The sequence below is a fragment of the Mycobacterium sp. E3251 genome, from assembly GCF_001666835.1.
Lineage (GTDB): Bacteria > Actinomycetota > Actinomycetes > Mycobacteriales > Mycobacteriaceae > Mycobacterium.
Genome location: NZ_LZJF01000109.1, coordinates 1 through 761, shown reverse-complemented (window position 1 = coordinate 761; position 761 = coordinate 1). Strand labels below are relative to the sequence as shown.

Below are 761 nucleotides of genomic sequence, written 5' to 3'. Positions count from 1 at the left end.
CCTGCCCAGATCTTCTGATCGCTCATGCTCCAGAGGCTCAATGTGGGCACTCCGGCGCGCAGGCCCGCTGCCGTGGTTCCCGCGCCGCTATGGTGTACCACGGCCCGGCAAGCGGGAAAGACCGCTGCGTAATTGACCGCGCTGACTACCTTGACGTGGTCCGAATGAGCGGCGCCACTGAAATCGGTTTTGCCAGAGCACACCAACGCCCGCTCGCCCAGCTCCGCGCAGGCCTCGCCGATCATGGTGATTGTCTCGGCCGGCGAATCGACCGTTGTGCTGCCGAAGCCGAAGCAGATGGGTGGTGTTCCCGCAGCGACCCACGATGCGACTTCGTCGTCGACATCCGTGGTCAGCTCCATGGTCAGCGTCCCGACAAAGGGGCGCTGGCCGCTCCACTTCGCCCATTCGTCGGCCAGCCCGGGAAAGCACACTTTGTCATAGGCCTGGATCTCCAACGCGCCGCGGGCCGTCATCCGTTGCGGCGCGGGACCTTTTGCCTTCGGCAGACCGAATGCGCGGCGCTGCGCGTCCTCGGCCTTCTTGGTCATGCGCCAGCACACCCAGTCGTACACCGCCATTCCGGTGCGAACCATCGGCCCCGGCAGCATCGGAATCAGCTGCCCGTTCGGCCGCATCGGGATGTAATGCAGCGTGGCCATCGGAATGCCGTAGTAATCCGCCACGTTGATCGCCAGGTCCTGGTAGAGCTGGCCCGTGAAGAGCAAATCGGCCCCGGCCCCAACCGAGATCAGGGACGA

Annotated in this window: 1 protein-coding gene; it reads right to left on the bottom strand. The window is 65.0% G+C overall.

Going from position 1 to position 761, the window contains the following annotated elements; all coding sequences use genetic code 11:
* Nucleotides 1-761 (bottom strand): glycosyltransferase (locus A5697_RS28080; protein ID WP_369806116.1); only part of this gene is annotated, 761 nt, incomplete at both ends.